The sequence below is a fragment of the Xanthomonas sp. NCPPB 2250 genome, from assembly GCF_056725265.1.
This window is the reverse complement of sequence record NZ_CM161520.1, coordinates 1-22,962: the sequence shown is the minus strand read 5'-3', so window position 1 is coordinate 22,962 and position 22,962 is coordinate 1. Positions and strand designations below refer to the sequence as shown.

The following is a 22,962-nucleotide window of genomic DNA, read 5'->3' as shown; positions in this document are numbered from 1 at the left end:
TCCGGTCCTTCCGGCCCCCACCTCCGCCACCGAACGAGTACCGCCGTGTCCTTCTTTGCAAACGTGGAACAGGTCCCAGGCGACCCGATCCTGGGCCTGACCGAGGCCTACAACGCCGATTCCCGCCCGACCAAGGTCAACCTGGGCGTGGGCATCTACTACGACGAAAACGGCCGCATCCCGCTGCTGCGCGCGGTGCAGCAGATCGAACAGCAGCTGGCGCAGGACGCCAGGCCGCGCGGCTACCTGCCGATCGACGGCCTGCCGGCCTACGACCTGGCCACGCAGAAGCTGCTGTTCGGCGCCGAGTCGCCGCTGCTGGCCGCCGGCCGCGTCGCCACCTCGCAGACCATCGGCGGCAGCGGTGCGCTGCGCGTGGGCGCGGACCTGCTGAAGAAGCTGCTGTCCACCTCCACCATCGCCATCAGCAACCCGAGCTGGGAGAACCACCGCGCCGTGTTCGGTGCCGCCGGCTTCGACGTGGTCGAGTACACCTACTTCGATCCGGCCAGCCACGGCCTGAATTTCGACGGCATGCTCGCCGACCTGCGCCAGCTCGCCCCTGGCAGCGTGGTGCTGCTGCACGCGTGCTGCCACAACCCGACCGGCGCCGACCTGAGCCAGGCGCAGTGGCGCACCGTGGCCGAGCTGCTGAAGGAACGCAACCTGTTTCCGTTCGTGGACATCGCCTACCAGGGCTTCGACAAGGGCATCGACGCCGACGCCTACGCGGTGCGCCTGCTGGCCGAGGTCGGCATCGACAACTACGTGGTCGCCAGTTCCTACTCCAAGTCGTTCTCGCTGTACGGCGAGCGCGTCGGCGCGCTGTCGGTGGTCTCGGCCAATGCCGCCGAGAGCAAGGCGGTGCAGTCGCAGGTCAAGCGCATCATCCGCACCATCTACTCCAGCCCGTCCACGCACGGCGCCGCGCTGGTCGCCGGGGTGCTCAACAGCCCGGAACTGCGCGCGATGTGGGAGCAGGAGCTGACCGAGATGCGCGAGCGCATCCACGCCCTGCGTGCCGGCATGGTGCAGAAGCTGGCCGCCCTCGGCGCGCCGGAGTTCGGCTTCATCCAGCAGCAGGCCGGCATGTTCTCCTACTCGGGCCTGAGCAAGGCGCAGGTCGACCGGCTGCGCGAGGAGTTCGGCATCTACGCGGTCGGCACCGGCCGCATCTGCGTGGCCGCGCTGAGCCAGAAGAACCTGGACTACGTGACCCAGGCCGTGGCGACCGTGCACAAGGGCTGAGCCCGGCGGTCCCGCCACGAAGCCGGAAGCGCCTGCGCTTCCGGCTTTTTTGTACCTGCATGGCGGCCGTGTCGGCCCGCGCCAGCGTGGTCGCGGAACACCGTTGATCGAAATCTGCGGCGCAACCCGCGACAATGGCGGCCCCCTTCTCACGCAAGGCCGTCCTGCCCATGTCGCGAACGTCGCTGACCCGCTTCCTGATCGAAGAACAGCATGCCGGGCGTATCGGCCCGGAACTGCGCCAGCTCATCACGATCGTGTCCCGCGCCTGCAAGCGCATCTCCATCGCGGTCAGCAAGGGCGCCCTCGGCGGCGTGCTCGGCGATGCCGGCACCGGCAACGTGCAGGGCGAAGCGCAGAAGAAGCTGGACGTGCTCAGCAACGACATCCTGCTCGAAGCCAACGCCTGGGGCGGCCACCTCGCCGCCTGCGCCTCCGAAGAGATGGACCACTGCCAGCCGGTGCCGGACAAGTATCCCAGCGGCGATTTCCTGCTGCTGTTCGATCCGCTGGACGGCAGCTCCAACATCGACGTCAACGTCTCGGTCGGCACCATCTTCTCGGTGCTGCGCGCGCCGCCGGGGACCGACAAGCCCGGCGACGAGCACTTCCTGCAGCCGGGCACCGCGCAGGTCGCCGCCGGCTACTGCATCTACGGCCCCAGCACGATGCTGGTGCTGACCCTCGGCCACGGCACCCACGCCTTCACCCTGGAGCGCGAGGAGGGCAGCTTCCTGCTGACCCAGGCCGACATGCGCATCCCCGAGGACACCGCCGAGTTCGCGATCAACATGTCCAACCAGCGCCACTGGGAAGCGCCGATGCAGCAGTACGTGGCCGACCTGCTAGCCGGCAGCGAGGGCGTGCGCGGCAAGAACTTCAACATGCGCTGGATCGCCAGCATGGTCGCCGACGTGCACCGCATCCTCACCCGCGGCGGCATCTTCATCTATCCCTGGGACAAGAAAGACCCGGGCAAGGCCGGCAAACTGCGGCTGATGTACGAAGCCAACCCCATGGGCATGCTGGTGGAGCAGGCCGGCGGCGCCGCCAGCACCGGCCGCGCACGCATCCTCGGCCTGCAGCCGGAACAGCTGCACCAGCGCGTGCCGGTGTTCCTCGGCTCAAAGAACGAGGTCGCCGAGGCGGTGCGGTATCACCTGGAGCACGACGCGAATCCTCGGTGAGTTTGATCCAAGAGCGGATCGCCCGACAGCGATCCGCCGATAGCGGCTGCCGCTGACGATGCCGTATAGTCAGCGTGGTCGCGCGCGTACGTCGGCGGCCGGTCGCTTGCACAGGGGTGTTTTTGCAGGCGCCGCACCATAAACGGGGATTTTTCATGCTGCCCGCATTGGCATGGTGTCGCCGTGTCGACACGGCATGCCGATAGCGGCATTTCGTGTGCAAGACATCCCGAGCTGTTGCCAAATTGGCAATGGATCGAGAAACAACGATTAACTCAGGGGAAATGCAATGAAACTCATGCTCGGCGTGGCGCTGTTGCTGGTCTGCGGGGGCGCGCTTGCCGATACCGCGCAGCAGGGGAAGATTCTCCGATTCGTGGTTGAATCCAATTACGCATCCATCTGGCTGGAAAACCAACCGACCAACAACGAATGCCCATCTGACGGAAGATGGGTCATCGATTTTGCGGCGGACTCGATCGCGAAAGAAAAGTACTCCGCCATTCTCGCCGCAGCGAGTACCAGGACACCGGTGGTGCTGCACTATGCCAGCAGCGAAGGATGCAGCGCATTTGGTGCGAAAAGGGTTCAGTACGTCGATCTTTCGTACTGATCCGCGAAGCTTGGGCGGGGGAAGCCGAGTCGCGTCGTGGCAACCAGGTACGACGCAAAGCCGCAGGGTTCATGCCAATGCGTCGTTTTTTCCTCCGCCAGCAAGGCGGCGGTGGCAGGCTGGCCACACTAGGGTAGGGTAGCGGCACCCGGCGGCCTGCGCGGAGCGCGTTGACCGCCGGCGGTCGTCGCATGCACCTGGTCGTCCCGGGCGGGAGGAACCCATGAACCAGACCCTCGTCGTGTTGTTCTTCTTCGCCACCGCACCGGTCGCGCTGATGCCCACCGTCATCGCGCTGTTCACCCGCCACCGCTGGCGGCGGCGGATCGTGCTGGTCAACCTGGCGCTGTGGACGCTGCTGTTCTTCGCCGCCCGCAGCTTCACCCTGTACAACTCGAGCCGCTTCGAGCTGCCGACCCTGCTGGCGCTGGCGGTATGGCTGGCCCTGCTGGGCATCGCGATCCGCGGCACGCCCGGGTCATCCAGGCGCTCCTAGCCACCGACAACGCCCGTACGCCAGTTCGGTGCGCGATGGGCGGGCGCGGCGGCGGATCGCTATCGACACATGCCTGATCTCGACACGCTCGCTGCGCGTTTGCGGTGCCGCAGCGCTCACGACCCTTGCACGCCATCGCGACGTCGTGCCCATCGCGCCCGATCCACAGTGGGGTTTTACTGACGGAGTCGGACCATGTCCCTGCGCGCCTTCGGCCTGAACTGCTCGCTCAAGCGCGGCACTGCGCCCTCGTCCACCCAACGCCTGCTGGATCAGATCCTGCAGGCACTGGCCGCGCACGGCGTGCAGGGCGATTCGGCGCGTGTGGCCGACTTCGACGTGCGCCCCGGCGTACGTGCCGACGAAGGCGACGGCGATGCCTGGCCGCAGCTGCGTCAGCGCGTGCTGGATACAGACATCTTCGTGCTGGCCACGCCGATCTGGGTCGGCCATCCGTCGAGCCTGGCGCAGCGCGTGCTGGAGCGCATGGATGCGTTCCTCGGCGAAATCGGCGACGACGGCGTGTATCCGACCTTCAACCGCGTGGCCATGGTCGCGGTGGTGGGCAATGAGGATGGCGCGCACAAGGTCAGCGCCGATCTCTACCAGGGGCTGACCGACTTCGGTTTCAGCGTCGCCGCCGGCAGCCCGCCGTACTGGGTCGGCGAAGCGATGGGCAGCACCGACTACCAGGACCTGAAACAGACGCCGAAGGTGCTGGCCGACACCATCAAGACCGCCGCCAGCAACGCCGCGCACCTGGCGCGCCTGCTCAAGGCCAATCCGTACCCACCGCCGCTGGCCTGAGCGTTCCACCGCGTCGGAGCGCCAGTGGCACGGAGCCGCCGTGCTGCGGCTGCAACCCTGCGAAATCGCTGGTAAGGTCGCGCGATGTCCGACCTGCATCCCGATTTCATCGAAGTGTTCGATGGCGCCATGTCCCGCGAGGACTGCGCCGCCATCCTGCGCCGCCTGCGCGGCAGCACCCAGTTGCGGCCCGGCGAGGTCGGCAGCGGCGTGTTCCCCGAGCTCAAGCGCAGCCGCGACCTGCGCATCAGCGGCCTGGAGCCATGGCGCGATGTGGAACAGCGGCTGCAGCAGGCCGTGTTCGGCGGGCTGCTCGGCTACCTGCGCAAGTACCCGCAGACCCTGATCTCGCCGCTGATGCTGCAGGTGCCCGGCGCCGACGGCCAGCCGCACCGGCTCGGCGCCGACGACTTCGCCCTGCTCGACGACGCCGCGCTGTCCAACCTGGCGCGCACCTGCCTGCGCCCGGGCGCGATCAACCTGCAGTGGTACGAAGCGGGCGAGGGCGGCTATCCGTACTGGCACTGCGAACTGTACCCGCGCGATCCGAGCGCCGAGACCCTGCACCGGCACCTGCTGTGGACCCTGTACCTCAACGACGATTTCGACGAGGGCGAGACCGAGTTCCTGTTCCAGCAGCGCAAGATCGTCCCGCGCGCCGGCAGCCTGCTGATCGCCCCGACCGCCTTCACCCACACCCACCGCGGCAACCGCCCGCAACGCGGCGACAAGTTCATCGCGACGAGCTGGATCCTGTTTCAGTCGGCGCAGGCGTTGTACGGCCGGGAGTAGGGATTGGGGATTGGGGATTCGTCAAAAGCAGGGATTCGGGAGTGGGGATTGGGGATTCGTAAAAGCTGCTTTCTTGGTGGCTGAATTGCAGTGGCTACGTCGGGCCGCCGCGACGCGCCGCTCTTGCTAATCCCGAATCCCCAATCCCGAATCCCCGCTCAAAACAACACGCCCTGCGGCGACGGCGGGCGCGGCGGCAGTGGTTTGACGAAGTGGCTGCAGTCCAGGCGCCGGCGCGGGGACTCGGCATAGCCCAGCCGCTTGTGCGCCAGCGCGAAGCGCCGCGACAGCAGGTCGGCGTAGACCCCTTCGCCGCGCATCCGCTTGCCGAAGGTGCTGTCGTAGTCCTTGCCGCCGCGCAACTGCTGCACCGTGCTCATCACGTGCGCGGCGCGGTCGGGATGGTGCGCCTGCAGCCAGTCGCGGAACAACGGCGCCACCTCGTGCGGCAGGCGCAGCAGCACGTAGCCGGCGGACTCGGCGCCGGACTCGCGGGCCGCCTCCAGCACTGCTTCCAGCGCGTGGTCGTTGATCCATGGGATCACCGGCGCCACCATCACCCCGACCGGCACGCCGGCCTCGTGCAGCGTACGCATCGCCCGCAGCCGCGCGTGCGGCGCCGAGGCGCGCGGCTCCAGCTTGGCCGACAGCCGCGGATCCAGCGAGGTCACCGAGAAGTGCACGCTGACCAGGTTGTCGCGGGCCAGCGGGGCCAGCAGATCCAGGTCGCGCTCGACCAGCGCGTTCTTGGTGATCAGCGAGAACGGGTGGCGGGTCTCGGCGAAGACCTCGATCAGGCGGCGGGTCAGCTGCAGCTTGCGCTCGATCGGCTGATAGGCGTCGGTATTGATGCCCAGCGCGATCGGGCTGGGCACGTAACCGGGCTTGGCCAGCTCGCGGCGCAGCAGCTCCGGGGCATTGGTCTTGGCGAACAGGCGCGTCTCGAAATCCAGCCCCGGCGACAGGTTCAGATAGGCGTGGCTGGGGCGGGCGAAGCAGTAGCTGCAGCCGTGCTCGCAGCCGCGGTACGGGTTCACCGATTGCGCGAACCCCACGTCCGGCGACTGGTTGCGGCTGATGATGCTGCGTGCGGTCTCCTCGCTCACCTGCGTGCGCAGGCGTGGGGCGGCGAATTCCTCGCTGTCGTCGGGGTGCCAGCCGTCGTCCTCGGCCTCGCTGACCGTGCGTTCGAAGCGGCCCGGCAGGTGGCTGCCGGCTCCGCGGCCCTTGATGGCAGTGCTCATCGGCATAGGCTACGCGGCCACCGTCTCGGCGGATGCGACTGCACCGACGGCGGCGCTGAATCTTTCAGGCCACGCAGTCAGCGTGGCTCACCTCCGCCCGTTGCCCACGGCGGCGCAGCAGATCGACGTTCCACGGCGGGCCGGCGGCCTGTCGCTCTTCGGCGATGACGCTGCTATTCGCCGAACCGGGCCCTCGTCGCGGGCGCACGCGAACGCCGTCGCCTTGGCGTCACTCGGTTGCTGCGAACGCCTGCTGTCATGCACCCGTAGTGCAGCGCAGGTTCGCAGAGCGGATGGCTGCCAGCGCGCCAGACAGCAAACCCACGCGATCCGGGCGGTCGCCGCGGTGCCGGGCCGGCACCGCCTTCGCCGCAAGCTCCGCGTCACCCTCTAGAATCCGCCGATGCTCGTGATCGCGACTCTGCAGAACACCTGGGACCGGCTGACCGGTATTCCGCATATCGGCGCCTACCTGACCGCCGCCTACCTGCTGTACATCCTGTGGCTGAGCGGCTGGATCGTGCTGCAGAAGCGCGAGCCGGCGGCGACGCTGAGCTGGGTGCTGTCGCTGGCCGCCTTGCCCTACCTGGGCTTCGTCATCTACTACCTGCTCGGCCCGCAGAAGGTGAAGCGGCAGCGCCTGCGCCGCGGCCGTTCGCGCTCGGGCATGGAGCACTACAGCAGCGTCTGTCCGCCGGATGCCGACTGCACCGAGCTGGCCAAGATCGCCCAGGCCACCACCGGGCTGGCGCCGAGCTCGGCCACCGCGGTGCAGTGGCTGGTCGACGGCGCGGCGACCTATGAGGCGATCCTGCGCGACATCGGCGCCGCGCAGCACCACGTGCACCTGGAGTACTACATCTTCAATCCCGACCGCACCGGCACGCGCATCCGCGACGCGCTGGTCGAGCGCGCCCGCGCCGGCGTGCGGGTGCGGCTGCTGCTGGATGCGGTCGGCTCCTCGCAGGTGCGCAAGCGCTTCCTGCGGCCGCTGCTGGAGGCCGGCGCCGAGGTGGCCTGGTTCCATCCCACCCAGTTGCTGCGGCCGTTCAAGTTCAAGCGGCCCTGGGTCAACCTGCGTACCCACCGCAAGATCGTGGTGATCGACGGCCGCATCGCCTTCACCGGCGGCATCAACGTCACCGACGAGGAGAACGAGGCGCTGCGCGCCGACGCCTACCGCGACCTGCACCTGCGCTGCGAAGGCCACGTGGTGCGCAGCCTGCAACTGGTGTTCGTGGAGGACTGGCTGTACGCCACCCGCCAGGGCCGCGACACCTTCGACATGGCGCGGATCTGGCCCAACGACATGCCCAGCCGCGACGCCGGCAGCATCCAGGCGCAGGTGCTGGTGTCGGGGCCGGATTCGTCGTGGGAGAGCATCCATCGCCTGCAGGTGGCATCGATCTACGAGGCGCAGCGGCGGGTGTGGCTGGTCACGCCGTATTTCGTGCCGGGCGAGGCCGCGCGCATGGCGCTGACCTCGGCGGCGCTGGGTGGCCTGGACGTGCGCCTGCTGGTGCCCAAGCGCAGCGACTCGCGACTGGTGACCTTGGCCGCGCGCTCGTACTTCGACGAGCTGCTGCAGGCCGGCGTGCGGATCTACGAGTACGGCCCGCGCATGCTGCACACCAAGGCGCTGATCACCGACGAGGACCTGTGCCTGGTCGGCAGCGCCAACTTCGACAACCGCAGTTTCCGGCTCAATTTCGAGGTCGCCACGCTGTTCCGCGACCGCGGGCTGACCCGGCAGCTGGCCGAGCTGCTGGAAGGGGAGATGGCCGACGCGGTGCGCGTGCGCGACGACCGCAAGCGCTCGCTGTGGCGCTACCGGCTGCCGGAGGCGGTGGCGCGGCTGACCTCGCCGCTGCTGTAGCGGCGGGCGCCAAGGCACCCCGGCGCCCGAACCGCCGCGCGCCGGCCGCGGTGCCACGTGGAACCGGCACGCCCGGCGGCGCTACACTGCGCCATCCTTGGGGAGATCGTCATGTACTGGCTCTTTCTGCCGCTCGCACTGGGTGCTTTCGTTCTGGCGTTCACGACGCCGCACATGTGGTTGCTGGTGGTGAGCCTGCTCGCCGCGCTGGCGTTCCTGCTGGCCTGGGCGCGCGGCTGGTACGTGGCCAAGATCGGCGACGCCAGCCAGCGCGACGCGATGCCGATGATCGACCCGGCCGAATTGCGCCGCCTGCGCGAGCAGGCCGAGGCGCGCCGCGCCGCGGCCGCCGCCAGCGACGACGCCACGGCGCCCTAAGCGGCGCACCGGCGATGACCAAGCTCAGCGTCAACGTCAACAAGATCGCGGTGCTGCGCAACTCGCGCGGCGGCGATCTGCCCAGCGTGCTCGAGGCGGCGCGCGCCTGCCTGGACGCCGGCGCGCACGGCATCACCGTGCACCCGCGCCCGGACCGGCGCCACATCCATGCCGAAGACGTGCTGGCGCTGGCCGAACTGACCCGCGAGCGCGGCGTCGAATTCAACATCGAGGGCAACCCGTTCGCGCCGCCGCGTCCCGGCTACCCGGGACTGATCGCCCTGTGCGCGCAGACCCGCCCGGCGCAGGCCACCCTGGTGCCCGACGGCGACGGCCAGCTCACCTCCGACCATGGCTTCGACTTCGGCCGCGACAGCGACCGCCTGCGCCCGCTGATCGCCGAACTGAAGGCCCTGGGCTGCCGGGTCAGCCTGTTCGTCGATGCCGACAATCCCGACCTGGCGGTGGCGGCCGAACTGGGCGCCGACCGCATCGAGCTGTACACCGGTCCCTATGCCGCCGCGTGGGAGCAGGGCGACAGCGCCGCGGCCGCGCCGTTCGCCGCCGCCGCACGTCGCGCACAGGCCGCCGGGCTGGGCGTCAACGCCGGCCACGATCTGGCCCAGGCCAACCTCGGCGCGTTCCTGGCGGCGGTGCCGGACGTGCTGGAAGTGTCGATCGGCCACGCCCTGATCGGCGAGGCGCTGTACGCCGGGCTCGACGCCACGGTGAAGGCCTATCTGGCGCTGCTGGCCGGGGCACGCTGAGCGAGGCCGACAACGCGGCCTGGCTCCCTGGAACTTGCCCGCGTCGCGGGCGCGGCGATCGCGTGCAACAAGGCCCTCGCGATCGGCGCAGTCCGATCAACCTGGGCGTTCGCTGTCTCCCGCAAGCGGGACCTCGGGGCTTCCCGGCGTGCGCGACGCCACCGGGAACGGTGGCGTCGCGCCGCAGGCTGCCTGTTACTGCACGAAGCCGATGCGCTGGACGTCGGCGTTCTTGGCCGCGGCCAGCACCTTGGCCATAGCCTCGTAGTCGGCATCCGGGCTGGCGTCGACACGCAGCTCGGGCGGGTTGTCGCTGGCCTGCGCCATCGCCTGCTGCAGCCGCGGCTGCAGATCGCGAAAGGACAGCGGCGCCGCGTTCCAGAACAACTGGCCGCTGGCGTCCAGGCGCAACTGGATTGGCTCAGGGGGCGGCAACAGGCGTAGCGGCGCGTGGGTCCGCTGCGGCAGGTCCATGGTGATCGTCCGCGTCAGCATCGGCGCGGTGACGATGAAGATGATCAACAGCACCAGCATCACATCGACCAGCGGAGTGACATTGATCTCCGCCAGCGGTCCCCGATTCCCTGCAGCACTGAACGCCATGGCCAGCCTCCTGTGGGTGTGGTGTCGCGTCACCAGCCTACACCCGTGTCGCGGCGGTGCGCGAGGGGGCGACGGACAGACGTGCTTCGGTTTGGCACGGCGGAGCGTCCAGTCGCTCAGGTCGGGAGGGGAGCGAACGCGCGGGGCCTCCAGCGACGCTGGACGGCACGTCACGCCACACGCCAGGCCGACGGCGGACATTGTCGGAACGGGCAGGGCAGCCAGCGTGCGCGCATAAAAAAACGCCACCGTTGCCGGTGGCGTTTGCAGTCGCGTCATGACTGAGGTGTAGCGGTGAAGCGAATTGCGGTGAAGCTTATTGCTGCACGAAGCCGATCTTCTTCATGTCCGAGTTCTTGGCGGCGGCCAGCACCTTGGCCATCACTTCGTACTCGGAATCCGGATTGGCATCGATGCGCAGTTCCGGCTGGTTGGTCGGATCGCGCTGTACTTCGTTTTCCATCATCTGCGGGAGCGCAGTCACCGCCACCGGGCTGTTGTTCCAGAACACCTGGTTCGACGCATCGATCCGCAGATCGATCGGCGGCGGCGGATCGCGCAACTGCGGCGGCGGGTTGATGACCCGCTGCGGCAGATCCACGTCGATCGGATAGGTCATGATCGGCGCGGTCACGATGAAGATGATCAACAGCACCAGCATCACGTCGACCAGCGGCGTGACGTTGATGTCGGCCATGGGACCACGGCCGCCTCCTGAGCTGAACGCCATGGCTCAGTTCCCCTTCTCTTTGGTCGCAACGAAGCCGACGTCCAGCATGCCCTGACTCTGCGCGATCTTGGTGATCTCGTTGATCGTGCGCATCTTGGTGGTGCGGTCGCCACGCAGGTTGAGCGGCGGCTGCGGGGTCTGCTGTGCGGCGGTCGAGAAGCGCGACTCCAGGGCTTCCTTGGAAATCGGCTCATCGTTCCAGTACAGCGACCCGTCCTCCTTGACCGCCAGGGTGATCGGATTCGAACGCTTGTCGTCCTTGTCCGGATCCTGCTTCAAGTTGGCTTGGGGCAGTTCCACCTTGACCTTGTGGGACATCAGCGGTGCCGTGATGATGAAGATGATCAGCAGCACCAGCATCACGTCCACGAGGGGCGTGACGTTGATGTCGGCCATGGGGCCGCCGCTGTTACCACTACTGAAAGCCATAACGGGCTCCGTTAACGTTGCGTGGACGACTTAGCCGGGATCAGCGAACGCGCGAACCGGTGGCGAAGAAGTCGTGCAGGTCGTGAGCGAAGGTGTCGAACTTGGCGATCACCGAGCTGTTGACCTTGCTGAAGAAGTTGAAGGCGAACACGGCCGGGATCGCGACGAACAGACCGATCGCGGTCATGATCAGCGCTTCACCGACCGGGCCGGCCACGGCGTCGATCGAGGCGGAGCCGGTGGCACCGATCTTGATCAGCGCACCGTAGATGCCCCACACCGTACCCAGCAGACCGACGAACGGCGCGGTCGCACCGACGGTCGCCAGCAGGGTCATGCCCGACTGCAGCTTGGTGCTTTCGCGGGTCACGGCCTGACGCAGGGCGCGGTCGACGAACTCCGAACGGCTCAGGGTCTCGCCCAGGCCGGTGCCGGTGCCGGCTTCGGCGCGCTGGTGGTGCGCGGCGGCCTGCGCAGCGTCCAGGGCGATCTTCGAGAACGGCTCGGAGGCCGGCTGCTCTTCCATCGCACGGATGGCGTCCTGGGCGTTCGGGGTATCCCAGAACAGGCTGGTGACGCGGTCGGCCTGGCTCTTCAGACGGGTGGCGCGGAAGATGTTGATGATCGTCCAGTACCAGGACGAGGCGGACATGATGATCAGGGTGATGAGCACCACCCAGGAGACGGCGAAGTCACCCGGCTTGGAGGTCATTTCGGTGATCAGGTGCTCGAAGCCCATCTGCGACAGGGCGTTCGATGCGTTGTTGCCCCCCGCAGCAGCGGCGATGAAAATTTCCTGCAGCATGACGCTTACCTTTGTTGTGTGTGGTGGTGATGAGGGTGGTGCAAAGAGTAGACAGGGTTTGCGGACCGGCGGTGCGCCGGTCCGCGCAACCTTTGTATCAGTTCAGCGCGAAGTTGACCGGGACGCGGACGCGGCCGGCGGTCTTCTGTCCATTGACGACAGCGGCATTGAACCGCCACTTGCGCGCTGCTTCCATGGCGGCGCGGTCCAGGTCGCGGTTGCGGCTGGATTTCTCGACGGCAACGTTCGTGACGTTACCACTGGCATCGACATCGATGATCAGGATCACCTCGCCCTGCGCGCCCGACCGGAATGCAGCCGGCGGGTACTTCGGCGGGTTCATGTTCTTCGACGAAATATCGACGCTAGCGCTGATGTCGGAGGGTGCGGCCGGCGGCGCAGGCGGCGACGGCGGGGTGGCCACGTCGTTCGGGCGCGGCTCCGGCACGTCGATCACCGGGGCTTCCGGCGGCGGCGGCAGCGGGGTCGGCTTCGGCGGCGCGAGGTTCTTCACCGGCGGCGGCGGAGTTTCCGGCGGCTTCGGCGGCGGCGGCGGCGGCGGGGGAGGCGGCGGCGGTGCGTCCACCAGGGTGACCATGATGTTGCGTTCCTTCTCCGCCACCGCCTTGGGCGCAACGGCCGGAATCAGCAGCAACATCAGCGCTGCAAGGTGCAGCGCGATTACGAAGGCAATACCGATGATGCGCGGCCAGCTGAGGCCGTAGGCGTCATCTTTGTCGTACTGCCGATGGATGACCAGTTGTTCCGTCATGCGCCAATGACTCGATTAAAGGGGGGCGGATTCCGCTGTGGAGCGGAACCCAAGTTCACGCGGGGATGACACCGCAGGAACCTCCAAGCTTATACCAATCCCTGTTACCTGCACTACTTTCAGCACTGGTCATCGGGGGCTTTTTTTGCGTGCTACTTCAGGTTGATGATCTTCTTGGCGTCTTCCGGCTTTTTGACGCCCTTGGCCAGTGCCTGCTGCGCGGCCTGCTTGGCCTCGGCAACGCGGCCTTCCGAATGCAGCACCTTGGCCAGGTTGAGATAGGTTTCGCCGTCCTTGGACAGCGGCGCCGCCTTTTGCCAGTTCTCGATCGCCTGCGGCAGCTGGTCGGTGTAGTAGTACGACTGCGCCAGCGCCAGGTAGGTCTGGTAGTCCGGCTTCAGAATGCCCTTCTGCATGCCTTCGTTGATGACCGCGATGACGTCCTTTTCGTGACCGTCGGTGTTGGCGTAGATCGAGTACAGCTGCTTGTATTCCTTCTCGTCGGTCAGCTGACCGGCGGCACGCAGCTTGTCCATCACCGCCGCGGCCTTGTCCATCTGGTCGGCCTGCATGTACATGCTGGCCAGGTTGAGCTGGGCCTTCTTGTCGTTGGGCGACTTGGCGGCCAGCGCCTCGGCGGCCTTGACCGCTTCACCGGTCTGGCCGGCTTCGGCGTAGGACGCCATCAGCAGCTGGTTCCAGCTGTCCTTCGGCTCCGGCGACGCGGCGATCGCCTGCTTCAGCGCCGGGATCGCTTCCTGGTAGCGCTGCGCCTGGTACAGGGCCTGGCCCTTGAGGATCAGGTCTTCCGGGCGGGTCGACTTGGTTTCGGCGAGGAACTTGTCGAGGGTGGCCAGGCCTTCGGCGGTCTGCTCGTCCTGCAGCTGCAGCTGCGCCAGCATCAGCATCGACTGGTAGTGGCCGTTGTTGTCCAGGCCGTTGAACTGGATCGCCTGCTTCAGATAGGCCTGCGCGGCCTTGCTGTCGTCGAGGTTGTAGGCGGCCTGCGCGGCCAGCTGCGCGGCGACCGACTTGTCGTACTCGTTGGCGCCGCTGTTGGCCAGGATCTCATCGGCCTGGGCACGCACCGACGCGTAGTCCTCGCCCTTGTTGTAGGTGTCGATCAGCTTCTGCAGCTTGCTGCCGAGCTTGGACGACGGCTTGCCGGTCGGCTCCTTGCGCTCGGCATTGGGGAACAGCACCGCCGCCTTCTCGCTCTTCGCATTGCGCGAGGAGCGGTGGTCGGTGCGATCGCTCTGCGCAGCGGCATCGGTCACCACCGCGCCACCGAGGGCGGCGGCGATCACCAGGGACAACAACGCTTGCTTGCGAATGCGGAATTTCATGGGTCACCTCGGTGGAAACCGCCCGGAGCGGCACGGAAGACGGAGCGGCCATTCCTCGGCCGAGCCAGCAAACCTATCAGAAACCTGTACGCCGTGAAAACGTTTTTGGATGCGTTTTCTGTGACAGTGCCGGCGACGGGCACAGGGACGACGAACGACTCAGCCGCACTTGGGCGTCCTGCCGGCGCTGCGCGCCTGCGCATACACCGGTTCCAGCGCGGCGACGTCGCGCTGCAGCTCGCCGATGCGGGCACTGGGATCGGGGTGGGTGGACAGCCATTGCGGCGGACGTTCGCCACCGGCGGCCATCATGTTCTTCCACAGATCCACCGCCTGCGCGGGATCGAATCCGGCCTGCGCCATCAGGCGCTGGCCGACGACGTCCGCTTCGGTTTCCTGCTGGCGCGAACCGGGCAGCAGGAACAGGGTCTGCGCGGTCATGCCGCCGACCTGGCCGACGGTGTCGGCCGCGCCCTGGCCGTAGCGGGCACCGGCCAACGCCCCAATCACGCTCAGCCCTGCCTGCGCACCGAGCTGGCGGGTGATGCGTTCTTCGTGATGACGCGAGATGACGTGGCCGATCTCGTGGCCGAGCACGGCGGCGAGCTGGTCCTGGTTCTTGGCCACGCTGAAGATGCCGCTGTTGACCCCGACCTTGCCGCCGGGCAGGGCGAACGCGTTGGGTTCCTTGTCGTTGAACAGCGCGGTTTCCCAGCCGGTGCCGCGCCATTGCTCGGGCAGCTGCGCGACCAGCGTGTTGACCACGCAGCGCACGTAGGCGTTGCGCTTGGGATCGGTGTCCAGCTGTTCCTTGGCCTTGGCTTCGGCGAACGCCTGCGCGCCCATCTGGTCGAGTTGTTGTTGCGAGATGCCGCCCACGACCTGGGTGCGCCCGGTTGGCGATGTCGTCGTCGCGCACGCTGCCAGCAGCATCGCGAGCGATGCGCCAAGTACCACTTGCTTCATACGGTCCCCCCTCCTAACACGCGTCGCAGTGTGGAGGGCCGCGTCTTAACATTTCGTCAAACAAACCTTCAGGTTGCGCCAAACCAGTAGAGTCCGGCGACCGCAATGGCGTTGTTGAGCCCATGCGCGGCGATCGGCGCCCACAGGGTGCCGGTGCGTTTGTACAGCCAGGCGAACGCGGCACCCATGCCGCCATAGACCAGCCACAGCTGCGCGGTCTCGGCCAGCCCGTTGCCGGTGGTCCCGGGCACCTCGTGCACCAGGGCGAAGGCGGCACCGCTGAGCAGCATGCCCAGCCGCGGCCGGCCCGCATCCCACAGCCGCCCGAACAGCACGCGGCGGAACAGCAGTTCCTCGTAGGCCGGCGCGATCACGATCGCGAACACGCACAGGAACAGCGGCATCTGCGCCATCGCGTCCTGCATCAGCGGCAGGTTGGTCGGCACCGGCTTGATGCCGATCTGCGCCGCCAGCGCGGAGATCGCCGCGCTGCCGACGAACACCCCGACCGCGACCAGCAGCACCCAGCCCCAGGTCGAGGGTGTGCGCGCTGCCTGCCACGAGGCGCGGCGCTCGGCGGCGCTGGCCGGACGCCGCAGGAAGTACAGCAGCAGCGCCGCGGACAGGGTGCTGACCAAGGCGATCAGCAACTGCGCCAGCGCCCCCGGCTGGCCGACCTGCTGGGCGACCAGCGCGGCCAGGCGATCGGCAGGCACGCCCTGCGCCTTCAGTTCCATCGCCAGCTGGAAGCCGCGGATCACGCCCCAGATCAGGCCGCACAGCACGCTCACCGCCAGCAGCACCACCGCCGCCAGCAGCACGTCGAGGAAGAAACCGAGGATCGGCCGGCGCGGGCGGGCCGCCGGCGCGGAAGGCAACGGCAGCGGGGTGGCGGGCAGCGGCGGTGCGGTCATCGCGATCCTGTGCGGAAGCGGGCGGAAGGCAGCGGGACGCCCGCCCCGGCGCACGCCAGGGCGGGGACCGCCAGGGTCAGATGTCGAGGTTGGCGACCTTCAGCGCGTTTTCTTCGATGAAGTCGCGGCGCGGTTCGACCACGTCGCCCATCAGCGTGCTGAAGATCTGGTCGGCGGCGACCGCGTCCTCGATGCGCACCTGCAGCAGGCGGCGCGTGTCCGGGTTCACCGTGGTCTCCCACAGCTGCTCGGCGTTCATTTCGCCCAGGCCCTTGAAGCGCTGGATCTGGCGGCCCTTCTTGGCCTCCTCGAACAGCCAGGCGTAGGCCTGGGCGAAGCTGGTGATGGCCTGGGTCTTGTTGCCACGCACGATCTGCGCACCCTCGCGCACCAGCCCATGCAACTCCCGCGCGATCTCGCGCAGCGGCCGCAGCTCGCCGCTCTCGAACACCGCCATCGGCACCACGTAGGTGGTCTCCTCGCCCATGTGCCGGCGCTCCACCAGCAGGGTGGCGGGGCGCTGCGCGTTGGACGCCTGGAAACGCAGGCTGTAGCGCGCCGAGCCCAGGCTGCCGCGGTTGAGCACCGCCTGCAGGGCGTCCAGGCTCGGATGCGTCTCGCCCTCGCTCTCGAGCTGGGCCACGTCCAGCGGCGGCAGGTCGATCAGCGCGCTCAGCAGCGCCGGGTCGTAGCGGTGCGCATTGCGCGCCACCGCCTCGTTGGCGCTGGCGAACAGCAGCAGCAGCTTCTCCAGCGCCGCACCGGTGATCGGCGGCTCGTTGCTGGCCGGTACCAGCGCCGCGCCTTCGACCGCGCTGCTGGCCAGGTAGGCATTGAGCGCGTTGTCGTCCTTCAGGTACAGCTCCTGCTTGCCCTGCTTGAGCCGGTACAGCGGCGGCAGGCCGATGTAGACGTAGCCGCGCTCGATCAGCTCCGGCATCTGCCGGTAGAAGAAGGTCAGCAGCAGGGTGCGGATGTGCGCGCCGTCGACGTCGGCGTCGGTCATGATGATGATGCGGTGGTAGCGCAGCTTGTCCGGGTTGTACTCGTCGCGGCCGATGCCGGTGCCCAGCGCGGTGATCAGCGTGCCGACCTGGTCGGAGGACAGCATGCGGTCGAAGCGCGCGCGCTCGACGTTGAGGATCTTGCCGCGCAGCGGCAGCACTGCCTGGTTCTTGCGGTTGCGGCCCTGCTTGGCCGAGCCACCTGCCGAGTCGCCCTCGACGATGAACAGCTCCGACAGCGCCGGATCCTTTTCCTGGCAGTCGGCCAGCTTGCCGGGCAGGCCGGCGATGTCCAGCGCGCCCTTGCGGCGGGTCAGGTCTCTTGCCTTGCGCGCGGCCTCGCGGGCGCGGGCGGCATCGACGATCTTGCCGGCGATGGCCTTGGCCTCGTTGGGGTTCTCCTGCAGGAACTCCTCCAGGCGCGCGCCGAACGCGTTCTCCACCGCCGGACGCACGTCGGAACTGACCAGCTTCTCCTTGGTCTGGCTGGAGAAGCTCGGGTCGGGCACCTTCACCGACAGCACCGCGATCATGCCTTCGCGCATGTCGTCGCCGGTCAGGTTGATCTTGGCCTGCTTGGCGATGCCGTTCTGCTCGATGTAGGTGTTGAGCACGCGGGTCAGCGCGCCGCGGAAGCCGGCCAGGTGGGTGCCGCCGTCCTTCTGCGGGATGTTGTTGGTGAAGCAGTACATCGTCTCCTGGTAGGAGTCGGTCCACTGCAGCGCCACGTCCACGGTGATGCCGTTGTGTTCGCCGGTGACCGAGATCACGTTCGGATGCAGCGGGGTCTTCAGCTGCGCCAGGTGCTCGACGAAGCTGCGGATGCCGCCTTCGTAGTGGAAGTCGTCGCGGCGGCCCTCGCCGCGCTCGTCGGCGAGCACGATCTTGACCCCGGAATTGAGGAAGGACAGCTCGCGCAGGCGCCGGGCCAGGATGTCGTAGTGGAACTCCACGTTGTTGTGGAAGGCCACCACCGACGGCCAGAAGCGCACGGTGGTGCCGCGCTGGGTGGTCTCGCCGAGCCGAACCAGCGGCGCGACGGCCGCGCCGTTGCTGAATTCCTGCTGGTAGTGCGAGCCGCCCTGGAACACGTCCAGCAGCAGCTTCTCCGACAGCGCGTTGACCACGCTGACGCCCACGCCGTGCAGGCCGCCGGACACCTTGTAGCTGTTGTCGTCGAACTTGCCGCCGGCGTGCAGGACGGTCATCACCACTTCGGCGGCGGAGACCTCGCGGCCGAGCTTGGCGCTCATCTGCGCGTGCTTGCCGACCGGGATACCGCGGCCGTTGTCCGACACCGACACCGAACCATCGGCGTGGATCGTCACGGCGACGTGGTCGGCATGCCCGGCCAGGGCTTCGTCGATGGAGTTATCAACGACCTCGAACACCATGTGATGCAGACCGGTGCCGTCATGGACGTCGCCGATGTACATGCCGGGCCGCTTGCGGACCGCCTCCAGGCCTTCCAGGGCGGTGATGCTGTTGGCGTCGTAGTTGCCGTTGCTGGGCGGGGTGTTCTGTTCGTCGGTCATGCGGGTGCCGTAGGCTCCACGAGGCGGCGAAGACAGGCCGGGGCCGGTTCGCGCCGCTGGATAGGGGATTGGCGGAAATTATAGCAGCCCGGGCCGCCGGACCCGCGGCGGCCTAGGAAACCGCCAGAATCTGTCCATGTTCCACGTGGAACCGAGCGATCGGCAGGGCGGCGTCGGCCAGCGCCTGCGGGGTTTCGGTAGCAGTGACGAACACCTGTGCCGGCGCGGCACGCAGGCGCTCCAGCACCCGGGCCTGGTGGTGACGGTCCAACTCCGAGCCCAGATCGTCCAGGGCAATCACCGGCCATTCGCCGCGCTGCTCGGCGTAGTCCTCGGCCTGCGCCAGCAGGCAGGCCAGGGCGGTGAGCTTGGCCTGGCCACGGGAGAGCGCGTCACGGCCAGGGATCTCGGCGAAGCTGAGGCTCCAGTCCGCCCGGTGCGGACCGGCGGAGGTATAGCCGAGTTGCCGGTCGCGCTCCCGGTTGAGCAGCAGTGCATCGGCCAGCGAGACCTCCTGACGGCGCCAGCCGGGCGCGAACTGCAGATGCGCGATGCCCAGCGCCGGAGCGAGATCCGGGGCAAGGGCGAGCAGGCGCTGCAGCAGCCTGTCCAGGTAGTCCTGGCGGCGCGAGGTCAGCGGCTCGCCCGACTCGGCGAGTTCGTGGTCCCAGGCATCGAGTGCCGCGCCGCTGCCGCCGCTCTTGAGTAGGGCGTTGCGCTGCTTGAGCGCGCGGGCGTAGCGCCGCCACAGGGACAGGAAGTCAGGTTCCACGTGGAACAAGCCCCAATCGACGAAGCGACGCCGTGGCTCGCCGCCGCCGCTGACCAGCAGGTGGCTGCCCGGCTCGAAGGTCACCACCGCCAGCGCCGCACACAAGGTGCCGAGATGGGCGACGTCCTGGCCGTCGAGGCGGCCACGCCATTCCTGGCCGCTGTGGCGCAGCCCAGCGCGGCGTCGACGTGTCGCGCCGGCTTCGGCCGACTGCTCCTGCCATTCGACGAAGACGTCCAGCGCGTCCTGCCCCTGGCTGACCAGCCCGTCGCGCACGCGCCCACGAAAGCTGCGGCCATACGCCATCAGGTGCATCGCCTCGAGCACCGTGGTCTTGCCGGCACCGTTGTCGCCGGTGATCAGGTTCAGTCCGGGCGCGGGCGCCAGCTCGAGCGCCGCGAACCGGCGCAGGTGATGGAAGTCGAGGCGGGAAACGTGCATGCGGGGATAGAGGCGAAGGCGCTCGCACCGGGCGCACGCAGATCGGGGCTTGGGGTAGGGCGGCAGCATACCCAAAACGGCTGACGGGCGCTGTCAGGACGGCCGCGCTCGGGAAACTGGCAGAGCTGCGTGCCAGCAACCTATTGGGAGGACGGACTCCCGCGGGACGGTTGGCGGCGTGGGTAAGAGGGTCGGCCAGGCGATTAAAGGCACGTTGTCTTGCCGCACGGTTCCCTGGCGCTTCGATAATGGGGTGATCCCGCCGAGGTGCCGGAGCCCGTCTCTTTGCAGACACAGTCACGGCCGATGCGTTTTGGCCGGGTAATGCAAGGGTGCCAGCTGCGCGGGCCTCCCGTGGCAACGGATCCCTCTCAGTGCGGGAGCGCTGATCTTGGAGCCCAACAAAAAGAAAACCCGGCACGAAGGCCGGGTCGCTTTCGCACGTGTTCCACGTGGAACACGAACGGGAACCGTCAGAGACGCAGCGGCATCACCACATGACGCGAGCGAGCGCTGCTGGCCTCCCGGACCAGCGCCGAGGAATTGGCGTCGCGCAGCTGGATCACCACGAACTCCTCGCGCAGCGCGGACAGGGCGTCGAGCAGGTAGTTCACGTTGAAGCCGATCGCCAGGTCGCTGACCTTGGTGTCCGCTTCCACTTCTTCCTGTGCTTCTTCCTGCTCCGGGTTATGCGCGCTGATCTTCAGCTGGCCCGGCGAGACTTCCACGCGCACGCCGCGGTACTTTTCGTTGGACAGGATCGCCGCACGCTGCAGTGCTGCGCGCAGGATCTCGCGATCCAGCTTGACCTCGCGGTCGGCACCGATCGGGATCACCGCTTCGTAATCGGGGAAGCGGCCGTCGATCAGCTTGGACGTGAACGTGACATCGTCGCGCTTGACCCGCACGTGCGCGCGGCCGACTTCCAGCTCGACTTCGCGCTCGCCGCCTTCCAGCAGGCGCTGCAGCTCGGTCACGCCCTTGCGCGGCACGATGATCTGGCGCTTGGCGCCGCCGGCGTTCTCCAGCTCGGTCTCGCACAGCGCCAGGCGGTGGCCATCGGTGGCCACGCAGCGCAGCGTCTGGTCGCGCAGGTCGAACAGCAGGCCGTTGAGGTAGTAGCGCACGTCCTGCTGCGCCATCGCGAACGCGGTGCGCTCGATCAGTTCCTTCAGCGCGGCTTCCGGCACGACCACGCGCTCAGTGGCTTCCACTTCGTCGACCGACGGGAAGTCGTTAGCGGGCAGCGTGGCCAGGGTGAAGCGGCTACGCCCGGCCTGCACGGTGATCTTGTCCCCGGACTGCGAGACGGTGACCTTGCTGCCGTCGGGGAGGGCTCGCACGATCTCGAACAGCTTGCGCGCCGGGATCGTGGTTTCGCCGTCCTGGGCATCGTCGACCGCAATGCGCGAGACCATTTCCACTTCCAGATCGGTACCGGTCAGCGACAGCTGGCCACCCTGCACCTGCACCAGGAAGTTGGCCAGAACCGGCAAGGTCTGGCGGCGTTCGACCACATTGACGACTTGCGCCAATGGCTTGAGGAAGGCTTCGCGCTGCAGTGTGAAACGCATGTGGTTCCGTGCCCCTATGCTTTAAAAGATGTGGAATAAATCAAAAGCTTGGTGGTGATGGTAGAGCGAAATTCGGTGCAAATGTAGCTCAAACCACTGAAAACAAAAGATTTTTAGCGCCCTCAATCCCGTGTACTACTGTCCCGGAACTGGTGGGGAAACCTGTGGATAGTTTTGCCGTCGCCGCCGCGTCGCGCTTTATCCACAGTTTCTCCCGGATTTGTCGCGAAGTCATGCACCGATTTATCACGTGGCGCCAGGTGGCCGCCGAACGTACACGCTGCGCGCGTGGATCAGCGTGCCGCCCCTGTCCTCTCCGGGCTCACTCGCTGAGCTTGCGGATCAGCTTGTCCCAGTCTTCGCGGAGCTTGCCGTCGGTTTCCATCAGGTGCTTGATCTGCCGGCAGGCGTGCAACACGGTGGTGTGGTCGCGCCCGGCGAACGCGTCGCCGATCTCCGGCAGGCTGTGTTCGGTCAGTTCCTTGGTCAGCGCCATCGCCACCTGCCGCGGCCGCGCCAGCGAGCGCGTGCGCCGCTTGGACAGCAGATCCTTGATCTGCAGGCCGTAGTAGTCGGCCACGGTCTTCTGGATGTTGGGGATGCCGATCGCCTGCTGCTGCGCGCGCAGCAGGTCGCGCAGGGTTTCCTGGGCGAACTCGGTGGTGATCGCGCGGCCGGTGAAGTTGGCGCGCGCGGCCAGCGTGTTGAGGGCGCCTTCCAGGTCGCGCACGTTCGAGCGCATCTTCTTGGCGATCAGGAACGCCACGTCGTCGGGGATCTCCGCGCCGCGCTCGCGCGCCTTGGCCAGCACGATCGCCGCGCGGGTCTCGAAATCGGGCGGATCGATCGCCACCGACAGGCCCCAGGCCAGGCGCGACTTCAGCCGCGGCTCCAGGCCCTCGACCTCGCGCGGGTAGCGGTCGCAGGTCAGGATGATCTGCTGGCGGCCGTCGAACAGCGCGTTGAAGGTGTGGAAGAACTCTTCCTGGGTGCGGTCCTTGCCGGCGAAGAACTGGATGTCGTCGATCAGCAGCGCGTCCACCTGCTGGAACTGGCGCTTGAACTGGTCCATGGTCTTGTCCTGCAGCGCACGGATCATCGCGCTGAAGAACTGTTCCGAGCGCAGGTACATCACCCGCGCGTTCGGATTCTGCTCGCGCATGGCGTTGCCGGCGGCGAACATCAGGTGGGTCTTGCCCAGGCCGGTGCCGCCGTACAGCAGCAGCGGGTTGTGTGCGCGGTCGCCGGGCTTCTGCGCGGCCTGCACCGCCGCGGCCAGGCCGAGCTGGTTGCTGCGGCCTTCGACGAAGTTGGCGAAGGTGTAGTGCGAATCGAGGTTGCCGGCGAACGGCTCCAGCAACGGCGGCGCCGGCGTGCGTGCGGCCGCGGTCTCGCTGGGCGGGGCGGCCGCCGGTTCCGGCGCACGCGGGCGCGAGCCGACCTGCAGCAGCACCTCGCCGCTGCCGGCGAAGTAGGTCAGCAGTTCGCGGATGCGCGGCAGGTAGCGCTCGCGCACCTGCTCGACGATGAAGGCGTTCGGGGCGTACAGCACCATGCTGTTGTCATGGCGCTGTTCGGCTTGCAGCGGTTTCAACCAAGTGTGAACGTCCTCGGCTGGAAATTCGGCTTCCAGACGTTCCAGGCAACGGGGCCAAGCATCCAT

Annotated in this window: 22 protein-coding genes; 9 read left to right on the top strand and 13 right to left on the bottom strand. The window is 67.7% G+C overall.

All coding sequences use genetic code 11. The features are described from left to right. Nucleotides 1–45 precede the first annotated feature (45 nt). The 6 genes from AC1PMG_RS00110 to AC1PMG_RS00085 all read left to right on the top strand — a co-directional run bounded on the left by AC1PMG_RS00110 (nucleotide 46) and on the right by AC1PMG_RS00085 (nucleotide 5,143). Entirely contained in the window at nucleotides 46–1,248 is a 1,203-nt protein-coding gene (locus tag AC1PMG_RS00110) for an amino acid aminotransferase (protein ID WP_026144580.1), read from the top strand. Nucleotides 1,249–1,418: 170 nt separating this feature from the next. Next, nucleotides 1,419–2,435: a class 1 fructose-bisphosphatase gene (locus AC1PMG_RS00105; RefSeq protein ID WP_481110201.1), complete on the top strand. Its 1,017-nt coding sequence runs from the start codon at nucleotides 1,419–1,421 to the stop codon at nucleotides 2,433–2,435. A 289-nt stretch (nucleotides 2,436–2,724) separates the two neighbouring features. Next, nucleotides 2,725–3,048 carry a hypothetical protein gene (locus tag AC1PMG_RS00100; protein WP_481110200.1) on the top strand — a complete coding sequence of 108 codons (324 nt, stop codon included), beginning with the start codon at nucleotides 2,725–2,727 and terminating at the stop codon, nucleotides 3,046–3,048. Nucleotides 3,049–3,271: 223 nt separating this feature from the next. Beyond that, the gene (locus AC1PMG_RS00095; protein ID WP_150410045.1) at nucleotides 3,272–3,544 is read left to right on the top strand and encodes a hypothetical protein; all 273 of its coding nucleotides are present in this window, start codon (nucleotides 3,272–3,274) and stop codon (nucleotides 3,542–3,544) included. A gap of 195 nt (nucleotides 3,545–3,739) precedes the next feature. Then, a complete protein-coding gene (locus AC1PMG_RS00090; RefSeq protein WP_481110199.1) occupies nucleotides 3,740–4,351 on the top strand; it encodes a flavodoxin family protein in 612 nt (203 codons plus the stop codon). Between the two features lie 84 nt (nucleotides 4,352–4,435). Next, nucleotides 4,436–5,143, top strand: coding sequence for a 2OG-Fe(II) oxygenase (locus AC1PMG_RS00085; RefSeq protein ID WP_017911286.1), 708 nt, complete (start codon nucleotides 4,436–4,438; stop codon nucleotides 5,141–5,143). A 158-nt stretch (nucleotides 5,144–5,301) separates the two neighbouring features. Here AC1PMG_RS00085 and AC1PMG_RS00080 read toward each other — a convergent pair whose 3' ends face one another. Further along, nucleotides 5,302–6,387 carry a PA0069 family radical SAM protein gene (locus AC1PMG_RS00080; protein ID WP_481110198.1) on the bottom strand — a complete coding sequence of 362 codons (1,086 nt, stop codon included), beginning with the start codon at nucleotides 6,385–6,387 and terminating at the stop codon, nucleotides 5,302–5,304. Nucleotides 6,388–6,790: 403 nt separating this feature from the next. Here AC1PMG_RS00080 and cls point away from each other — a divergent pair, with 403 nt between their 5' ends. The 3 genes from cls (at nucleotide 6,791) to AC1PMG_RS00065 (ending at nucleotide 9,408) form a co-directional block, all read left to right on the top strand. Continuing rightward, on the top strand, nucleotides 6,791–8,263 hold the full coding sequence (cls, locus tag AC1PMG_RS00075; protein WP_481110197.1) for a cardiolipin synthase: 1,473 nt from the start codon (nucleotides 6,791–6,793) through the stop codon (nucleotides 8,261–8,263). Nucleotides 8,264–8,374: 111 nt separating this feature from the next. Then, the gene (locus AC1PMG_RS00070) at nucleotides 8,375–8,641 is read left to right on the top strand and encodes a hypothetical protein (protein ID WP_267098921.1); all 267 of its coding nucleotides are present in this window, start codon (nucleotides 8,375–8,377) and stop codon (nucleotides 8,639–8,641) included. Nucleotides 8,642–8,655: 14 nt separating this feature from the next. Beyond that, nucleotides 8,656–9,408 carry a pyridoxine 5'-phosphate synthase gene (locus AC1PMG_RS00065; RefSeq protein ID WP_481110196.1) on the top strand — a complete coding sequence of 251 codons (753 nt, stop codon included), beginning with the start codon at nucleotides 8,656–8,658 and terminating at the stop codon, nucleotides 9,406–9,408. Between the two features lie 195 nt (nucleotides 9,409–9,603). Here the strand turns inward: AC1PMG_RS00065 and AC1PMG_RS00060 are convergent, their stop codons facing one another. The 12 genes from AC1PMG_RS00060 to dnaA all read right to left on the bottom strand — a co-directional run bounded on the left by AC1PMG_RS00060 (nucleotide 9,604) and on the right by dnaA (nucleotide 22,962). Then, a complete protein-coding gene (locus AC1PMG_RS00060) occupies nucleotides 9,604–10,011 on the bottom strand; it encodes an ExbD/TolR family protein (RefSeq protein WP_481110195.1) in 408 nt (135 codons plus the stop codon). A 316-nt stretch (nucleotides 10,012–10,327) separates the two neighbouring features. Further along, the gene (locus tag AC1PMG_RS00055) at nucleotides 10,328–10,741 is read right to left on the bottom strand and encodes an ExbD/TolR family protein (protein WP_026143210.1); all 414 of its coding nucleotides are present in this window, start codon (nucleotides 10,739–10,741) and stop codon (nucleotides 10,328–10,330) included. 3 nt (nucleotides 10,742–10,744) lie between these two features. Continuing rightward, the gene (locus tag AC1PMG_RS00050) at nucleotides 10,745–11,170 is read right to left on the bottom strand and encodes an ExbD/TolR family protein (protein WP_010340666.1); all 426 of its coding nucleotides are present in this window, start codon (nucleotides 11,168–11,170) and stop codon (nucleotides 10,745–10,747) included. Nucleotides 11,171–11,210: 40 nt separating this feature from the next. Further along, nucleotides 11,211–11,975 carry a TonB-system energizer ExbB gene (gene exbB, locus AC1PMG_RS00045; protein WP_010340667.1) on the bottom strand — a complete coding sequence of 255 codons (765 nt, stop codon included), beginning with the start codon at nucleotides 11,973–11,975 and terminating at the stop codon, nucleotides 11,211–11,213. A 97-nt stretch (nucleotides 11,976–12,072) separates the two neighbouring features. Then, nucleotides 12,073–12,747, bottom strand: a complete 675-nt coding sequence (locus AC1PMG_RS00040) for an energy transducer TonB (protein WP_481110194.1) — start codon at nucleotides 12,745–12,747, stop codon at nucleotides 12,073–12,075. A 152-nt stretch (nucleotides 12,748–12,899) separates the two neighbouring features. Then, nucleotides 12,900–14,093, bottom strand: coding sequence for a tetratricopeptide repeat protein (locus tag AC1PMG_RS00035; protein WP_481110193.1), 1,194 nt, complete (start codon nucleotides 14,091–14,093; stop codon nucleotides 12,900–12,902). 159 nt (nucleotides 14,094–14,252) lie between these two features. Beyond that, nucleotides 14,253–15,059 (bottom strand): M48 family metallopeptidase, encoded by an 807-nt coding sequence (locus AC1PMG_RS00030; RefSeq protein WP_342074378.1) that lies wholly within the window; start codon nucleotides 15,057–15,059, stop codon nucleotides 14,253–14,255. A gap of 68 nt (nucleotides 15,060–15,127) precedes the next feature. Continuing rightward, nucleotides 15,128–15,973 carry a CPBP family intramembrane glutamic endopeptidase gene (locus tag AC1PMG_RS00025; RefSeq protein WP_481110192.1) on the bottom strand — a complete coding sequence of 282 codons (846 nt, stop codon included), beginning with the start codon at nucleotides 15,971–15,973 and terminating at the stop codon, nucleotides 15,128–15,130. A 76-nt stretch (nucleotides 15,974–16,049) separates the two neighbouring features. Further along, nucleotides 16,050–18,512, bottom strand: coding sequence for a DNA topoisomerase (ATP-hydrolyzing) subunit B (gyrB, locus tag AC1PMG_RS00020; protein ID WP_153751409.1), 2,463 nt, complete (start codon nucleotides 18,510–18,512; stop codon nucleotides 16,050–16,052). Nucleotides 18,513–18,624: 112 nt separating this feature from the next. Continuing rightward, the gene (recF, locus tag AC1PMG_RS00015) at nucleotides 18,625–19,725 is read right to left on the bottom strand and encodes a DNA replication/repair protein RecF (protein ID WP_481110191.1); all 1,101 of its coding nucleotides are present in this window, start codon (nucleotides 19,723–19,725) and stop codon (nucleotides 18,625–18,627) included. Nucleotides 19,726–20,198: 473 nt separating this feature from the next. Further along, nucleotides 20,199–21,299: a DNA polymerase III subunit beta gene (gene dnaN / locus AC1PMG_RS00010; RefSeq protein ID WP_017911750.1), complete on the bottom strand. Its 1,101-nt coding sequence runs from the start codon at nucleotides 21,297–21,299 to the stop codon at nucleotides 20,199–20,201. A 322-nt stretch (nucleotides 21,300–21,621) separates the two neighbouring features. Continuing rightward, nucleotides 21,622–22,962, bottom strand: coding sequence for a chromosomal replication initiator protein DnaA (gene dnaA, locus AC1PMG_RS00005; RefSeq protein ID WP_026144198.1), 1,341 nt, complete (start codon nucleotides 22,960–22,962; stop codon nucleotides 21,622–21,624).